This window comes from Mesorhizobium sp. M7A.F.Ca.MR.148.00.0.0 (assembly GCF_003997735.1).
In the GTDB taxonomy this organism is placed as follows: Bacteria; Pseudomonadota; Alphaproteobacteria; order Rhizobiales; family Rhizobiaceae; genus Mesorhizobium.
The window spans coordinates 1-267 of the sequence record NZ_RZTB01000574.1; the positions used below are offsets into that span (position 1 = coordinate 1).

Here is a 267-nt window from a genome sequence, read left to right on the forward strand (position 1 = left end):
GCTTCTCGATCTTGAAGTCGGGAATGCCGTAACGCATCAGCCCGCCGGGCCGGCTCTCGCGCTCATAGACATGGACGTCGTGGCCGGCGCGGCCGAGCTGCTGGGCAGCCGACATGCCGGCCGGGCCGGAGCCGATGACGGCGACGCGCTTGCCGGTCTTCTTCTCCGGCGGATAGGGCCTGATATGGCCGGTCTCGTAAGCCTTGTCGGCGATCGCCTGCTCGACCGTCTTGATGGCGACGGGAATGTCCTCGAGGTTCAGCGTGC

Annotated in this window: 1 protein-coding gene; it reads right to left on the reverse strand. The window is 67.0% G+C overall.

What is annotated here, in order from left to right:
* Positions 1-267: FAD-dependent oxidoreductase (locus EOB49_RS35365; protein ID WP_127383570.1), on the reverse strand; the 267-nt coding region annotated here is incomplete at both ends.